This window comes from Streptomyces sp. NPDC048257, assembly GCF_043201855.1.
Classification (GTDB): Bacteria; Actinomycetota; Actinomycetes; order Streptomycetales; family Streptomycetaceae; genus Streptomyces.
This window is the reverse complement of sequence record NZ_JBICZI010000038.1, coordinates 51,972-57,971: the sequence shown is the minus strand read 5'-3', so window position 1 is coordinate 57,971 and position 6,000 is coordinate 51,972. Positions and strand designations below refer to the sequence as shown.

The 6,000-nt window shown below is 71.2% G+C and carries 4 protein-coding genes; 3 read left to right on the top strand and 1 reads right to left on the bottom strand.

Translation table 11 applies throughout. The features are described 5' to 3' along the window. The coding region (locus ACGFZK_RS36210; RefSeq protein ID WP_393853085.1) for a carboxyl transferase domain-containing protein at positions 1-179 on the bottom strand (179 nt) is incomplete at its 3' end. A gap of 941 nt (positions 180-1,120) precedes the next feature. On the opposite strand from ACGFZK_RS36210, the gene ACGFZK_RS36205 reads away from it, so the two are divergent. Genes ACGFZK_RS36205 through ACGFZK_RS36195 form a run of 3 tightly spaced genes read left to right on the top strand, consistent with a single transcriptional unit; the run spans position 1,121 to position 5,947 of the window. After that, the gene (locus tag ACGFZK_RS36205) at positions 1,121-4,345 is read left to right on the top strand and encodes a LuxR C-terminal-related transcriptional regulator (RefSeq protein WP_393853083.1); all 3,225 of its coding nucleotides are present in this window, start codon (positions 1,121-1,123) and stop codon (positions 4,343-4,345) included. After that, complete coding sequence (locus ACGFZK_RS36200; RefSeq protein WP_393853082.1) at positions 4,326-5,255, top strand: metallophosphoesterase family protein; 930 nt, start codon at positions 4,326-4,328, stop codon at positions 5,253-5,255. Before ACGFZK_RS36205 ends, ACGFZK_RS36200 begins: the two co-directional genes overlap by 20 nt. Then, complete coding sequence (locus ACGFZK_RS36195) at positions 5,252-5,947, top strand: 4'-phosphopantetheinyl transferase (protein ID WP_393853081.1); 696 nt, start codon at positions 5,252-5,254, stop codon at positions 5,945-5,947. Before ACGFZK_RS36200 ends, ACGFZK_RS36195 begins: the two co-directional genes overlap by 4 nt. The last annotated feature ends 53 nt before the right edge of the window (positions 5,948-6,000 follow it).

The window sequence follows — 6,000 nt, the reverse complement described above, 5'->3', positions numbered from 1 at the left end:
CGGCGCAACTGCTCGACCTCCCTGAAGGAACCTTCATCGAGCAACAGCGCAATGCGCTCACGGGCAGTCAGCTTGCCCTTGGCGTGCTGCGCCTCCGTCGCCCGGTCGCTCGGCCCGCGCACCGCCTGCTCACGAACAGCGCACAGCTCGGCCACTTTTCCGATGACGGTCGTCGTCATGCGCCATCTCCACCCTGGCCCGGCGATGCGGGCGGTTCTGCGGTCCCATGGGCCTCAAAGGCTCACATCGGGCCATTCAAACGAGCGGCGCAATGAGTTCTCCACCATCACCCACCCCTAGTCTTCACGAAACCACCCCTAGAATCTGCTGACGATGTGGGAATTCCGGCTCCTGCCCGGGAGGGCCCGGGGCCACCCTGGTAGGTATGCGGGGGAACGAGGCCGCGGGTCGGCAGGGCCCATATGTGGGAAGTCTCCCGGGAGTTGATCTCGGAGCGGGGTGTCTTCGCGTTCCTGGCCGAGCACCGGGAGGCGTTGTTCCCGACGGGGACGTTCACGGATGGGCAAACCCAGCCCGTCTCCGCGATCCGGCGGGTCGCCCGCGAGGTTCCCGGCGGTCGGGAGACCGTTCCCGTGCCCACTGCACCGGACATGCCCGCCTTGCCGGTACGGGCACACCGACGATCGCCCGAAACGACGGGGCGGCCCGCGCCGAGCTCGTCGACGCCCTGCTGACCGGTGCCATCGTGGGGGTGCCGGCCCACCTCCCCGAGCAGGACCTGGGCGAACAGGCCGCAACAGCCGTGGGCATCCTCGGCCCTGATGGCGGGCAGGACGTGGAACCCGGCGACGACGGCGTTCAGAACGAGCGGGGCTGCAATACGGCAAGGTCGTCGACGAGGTGTGGGAGCGGTCGGATTTCTTTGAGGTTTTCCTGAGGGTTCCTTTTCCTTCCCGGCGCCCCGGGCACATGACCAGCCGCGATCGACGCCACCCGGCAACCAGCTGTTCATTCGGTCGAGTTACGCGCGAAGCGGTTGACGTGATCCTGCAATGGCACGCGCACAATCGACGGCCGGGACATTGGTACAGTTCGAACGGACCCGCCGAACGGGGAGAACTGGGTGTCGTCCGACCTGTAGCGAGTGCAGCGAATCCGCATGCGCTCCTTAGGCGTTGCCAGCTCTTCCTGTACGTGCAGGTACGGGGAGAGTGTCCATGTTGCGGAAATTCCATCCGACGTGTGCCACTTCACATCGCATCGGGAAGGCTTTGCAACTGTGTTGGTGGAGCGGGATGAACAGATCGGAAGACTGACCTCCTTCGTATCCGGCGTCGCATCCGGCACCGTGCCCGAAACCGCCGCCGGGACCGGCCGGATCGCCGTGATCAACGGGCCTGTGGCATCGGGGAAGACCGCGCTCCTCCACCGCACACTGGAGCTGACGGCCGAGGCGGGACCACACGTCCTCACTGCGGTCACCTCACCCGCGGAACAGACCATGCCGTTCGGCGTGGTGGAGCAGCTGCTGCGCGACGCGCAGGCCGCCGCCGACCGGCTGCCGCTCCACTCGCCGGCCGGCCCGGGCGCGGCGCTGGGCTCGGAGCCGCGGACGGAGTCGGAGCCGGTCCCCGCCGAGATCCTCACGGCCTTTCACTCCCAGCTCGCCGGAGTCTGCGCACGGGGGCCGGTCCTGATCGCCGTCGACGACGTGCAGTACGCCGACCCCCAGTCGCTGCACTGCCTCGCTCACGCGCTGCTCCGGGCGCGCTCCTCCGGCGCCATGATGTCGCTGATGGTGACCCGCGGCCCGGACGCGGGCGGCACGCCGCCGCGCATCCTGGAGGAACTGCTCTACCAGCTGCGGGGGTTGCACATCCGGCTGAGTCCACTCAGCGTCGGCGGCGTCGGCCGGCTGCTCGCGGCCCGGGCCCCGGACGCCGGTACGAAGAAATCCGCGGCCCATGCCTCACGGTCCGCTTCGCAGGCCGCCTCCGTCCACGCGGCGACCGGCGGCAACCCCCTGCTCGTCCATGCGCTCATCGAGGACCGCCTCAGCCGGCAGCGGCTTTCGGCGGCCGGACCGGCCGCCAAGGACCACCCCCGCCCGCCGGTCGCCGTGGACGGCCGGCACTCCGTGACCCCGAGGGGCACGGTGGACCCGCTGGATGCCGCGGACGGTGAGGACGACATCGGCGCGGGCACCGGCATCGACATCGCCATGGACATGGACCTCGACATCGACGGCGAGGAGCACGTGCTCGGTGCGGGCCCCGCATCGGGCGAGGCCGAGGACGCCTTCGACGGACCGCCCCACGCAGGCGAGCAGTTCCTGCAGAGCGCACTGATCTGTGTGCACCGCACGGGATCCGACGGTCTGCGGGTCGCCCAGGGCATCGCCCTGCTGGGCTGCGCCGGATCGGTGTCGCTGCTCGCCCGACTCGTGGAGGTCGAGGAGCGGACCGTGGAACAGGTGGTCACCGCCCTCGAAGAGGCGGGAGTCCTGGAGCAGTCCAGGTTCCGGCACGGCAGCGTGCAGACCGCGGTGGTGGAGAGTCTGACCGATGACGCGGCGACGCGGCTGCGCCAGCGGGCGGCCCTGCTGCTGTACGAGGACGGGGCGGCGCCGTTGTTCGTAGCGGCCCAACTGCTCAGCCATGAGATGCGCGCCCCCGACGAGGAGTGGGTGCCGCGGGTGCTGACCGAGGCGGCGCGTGCGGCGCTGGCCGTGCAGCGGGTCGGGTTCGCGGTGCGCTGTCTGCGGATGGCGGAGAGCTGCTGCCGCGACGAGGCGGAGCGGATGCTGCTGCGGGCGAACCTGGCCAAGTACATCTGGCGGGTCAAACCGTCCGCGTGGCCGCAGCAGTTGCGTTCGCTGCTGGGGGCGGTACGGGACGGCCTGCTGCCGCCCGTCGACACGGCGCGACTGGTCTGCGATCTGCTGTGGAACGGCTGGATGGACGACGCGGCCACCGCGATCCGTCAGGTCGTCGACGTACTGCACCAGTCCCCCGACGCCCTGCTCGCCACCGAGCTCAGGGCGCTGCGGCTCGCCCTGGCCAGCACGTATCCGACGGTGCTCGAACACATGGGTGACGGACCGGCCCCGGCACACGGCGGCGAGCGTCCGCCGGCGCCGGAGGAGAGCCTCCTGACCGCGGCGAGCGTGTTGCACGGTGTGCTGCGCGGCAGCGAGGGGGTGCGGGATGCGGCCGCGGAGGACTTCGCCGACAGCGCCGAACGGGCACTGACCAGCACGCGGCTGACGGAGGAGACACACCTCGGGATGCGCGCGTGCCTGCTGGCACTCCTCTACGCGGACCGGCTGGGCACGGCGACGCTGTGGGCCGACCGGCTCCTGGTGGAGGCAGCGGACCGCAGGGCGCCGGGGTGGACCGCGGTGCTGCGGGCGATGCGCGCACACATGTCCTTGCGCCGGGGCCATCTGGCTGAGGCCAGGCGGCTGGCTGAGCAGGCGCTGGAGCAACTGCCGCCGCACGGCTGGGGCGTGGGCATCGGGATGCCGCTGTCGGCCCTCATCGAGGCGCGGACGGCGATGGGCGACCACGAGGCGGCCGCGGAGCTGGTGGACCGCCCGGTGCCCGAGGAAATGCTCATGACGCGCTATGGGCTGCACTATCTGTACGCGCGCGGCCGGCACCAGCTGGCCACAGGACGCCATCACGCGGCACTGACCGACTTCACGGCCTGCGGCGAGCTGATGCGGCGCTGGAACATGGACCGTTCGGCGCTGGTGCCCTGGCGGGTCGGCGTCGCCGAGGCCTGGGTGGCACTGGGCAGCCGCGAACAGGCGGAACGATTCGCCCGGGAGCAGCTCGCCGGGGACGCCGGACAGCGCGTGCGCGGACACGCACTGCGGGTGCTCGCGGCGGCCCGTCCGCTCCGCGAGCGTCCGGCGCTGCTCGGCGAGGCGGTCACACTGCTCCAGGAGGACGGCGACTGGTACGAGCTGGCGCGGGCGCTGACCGATCTCGGGCAGGCGTACAAGCAGCTCGGCGATCCGTCCCAGGGCAAGGTGCACACCCGTAGGGCGTGGCGGATCGCCGAGGGCTGCGGCGCCCGGGAGCTGTACCGCTCCCTGCAGCCGAGCCAGCCCTCGCCGCCCGCTTCGCAGCCGCGTCCCGCCGCTCCGGCCGATGTCGTGCGCCCCCAGTCCGCCGCGGTGTCGTCGCTGACGGACGCGGAGCGCAGGGTGGCGGCGCTGGCGGCCCACGGTTACACCAACCGGGAGATCGGGGCCAAGCTCTTCATCACCGTCAGCACGGTCGAGCAGCATCTGACCCGGGTCTACCGGAAGATCAACATAACGCACCGTCAGGACCTACCGGTCAGTTTGGACATCGATGTCGCACACACCGCCTGACCCCGCCACCACGACCGCACCCGCCCCGGAGCCCGGACCCCGGCTGCTCGCCGTGAGCGATCTGCACATCGGGATGGCCGACAACCGGCCCATCACCGAGTCGCTGCGCCCCTCCCACCAGGACGACTGGCTGATCGTGGCCGGGGACGTCGGCGAGATGACCGAGGACATCGAGTGGGCGCTGCGCCTGCTGGCCGGGCGCTTCGCCAAGGTCGTGTGGACGCCGGGCAACCACGAGCTGTGGACCCCCCGCGAGGACAAGGTTCAGCTGCGCGGCGAGGAGCGCTACCGGCACCTCGTGGAGATGTGCCGGGGACTGGGCGTGGTCACACCCGAGGATCCGTGGCCGGTGTGGGAGGGCCCCGGGGGCCCGGTCGCGGTCGCTCCGCTGTTCCTGCTGTACGACTACACCTTCCGGGTGGCGGGCACCGCCACGAAGGAGGAGTCGCTGGCCCGGGCGCACGAGGCGGGCGTGGTGTGCACGGACGAGTATCTGCTGCACCCCGACCCGTATCCCGGCCGGGACGACTGGTGCCGGGCCCGCGTCGCCGCGACCCGGCGGCGGCTGGTGGCGCACGATCCGTCGGTGCCGCTCGTGCTCGTCAACCACTTCCCGCTGGTGCGGGAGCCGACGGACGTGCTGTGGCACCCGGAGTTCGCGCAGTGGTGCGGCACGGTGCTGACCGCCGACTGGCACCGCAGGTTCACCACGGCCGCCGTGGTGTACGGGCACCTGCACATTCCGAGAACCACCTGGTACGACGGCGTGCGCTTCGAAGAGGTATCGATCGGCTATCCGCGCGAGTGGCGCCGGCGCGGCCATCCCAAGGGCCTGCTGCGGCAGATCCTGCCGTATACCCCGCAGTCCGAGACCGGCACGGGGAACGACCCGCAGGAGGCACGGGCATGATCGAGGAACTGCTCCCCGAAGGGGCGGTCGCGAGCGACGTCTTCGGGCCGGACGGCTCCGCGGCGCTCTACCCGGAGGAGGCGGCGCTCGTCGCCCGCACGACGGATCTGCGGCGCGAGGAGTTCACCACCGTACGGGCCTGTGCCCGGCGCGCCCTCGCGGCACTGGGGCTGCCGCCGGCTCCCGTGCTGCCCGGGGTGCGCAATGTGCCCCAGTGGCCCGACGGCGTGGTCGGCAGCATGACCCACTGCGCCGGCTACCGGGCCGCCGTCCTGGCACGGGACACCGACCTCGCGATGATCGGCATCGACGCCGAACCCGATCTGCCCCTGCCCGAAGGGGTTCTGGAGTCGATCGCGCTGCCGCGCGAGCTGGCCTGGGCGCGCTCAGGAGGCTTCGGGGCGCGCCTGTGCCGGGACCGTCTGCTGTTCAGTGCCAAGGAAGCGGTCTACAAGACCTGGTATCCGCTGCTGGGCACCGAACTGGACTTCGACGACGCCGACATCTCCTTCCACCACGAGGACGGCCCGGCCGGCCGGCCGCAGGGCGCGTTCACGGCCCGAATCCTGCGTCCGCAGCCCGGTCCCGACGGACGGCCGGTGGACAAATTCACGGGCCGTTGGCTCTCGGACCGCGGCATCATCGTGACGGCCATCACTTTGCCCGCCTATCGCGTGGCGACCACGGTGTAAAGCCGTCCGGGCACGCCCCGTTACCAGGGTGGATAGGGGTTGTCGCGTCGACT

What these genes read in the sequence shown, in the direction of transcription:
- ACGFZK_RS36200 (WP_393853082.1), top strand. Translation starts at nt 4,326, where the DNA reads ATGTCGCACACACCGCCTGACCCCGCCACCACGACCGCACCCGCCCCG.
- ACGFZK_RS36195 (WP_393853081.1), top strand. Translation starts at nt 5,252, where the DNA reads ATGATCGAGGAACTGCTCCCCGAAGGGGCGGTCGCGAGCGACGTCTTC.
- ACGFZK_RS36205 (WP_393853083.1), top strand. Translation starts at nt 1,121, where the DNA reads ATGCGCTCCTTAGGCGTTGCCAGCTCTTCCTGTACGTGCAGGTACGGG.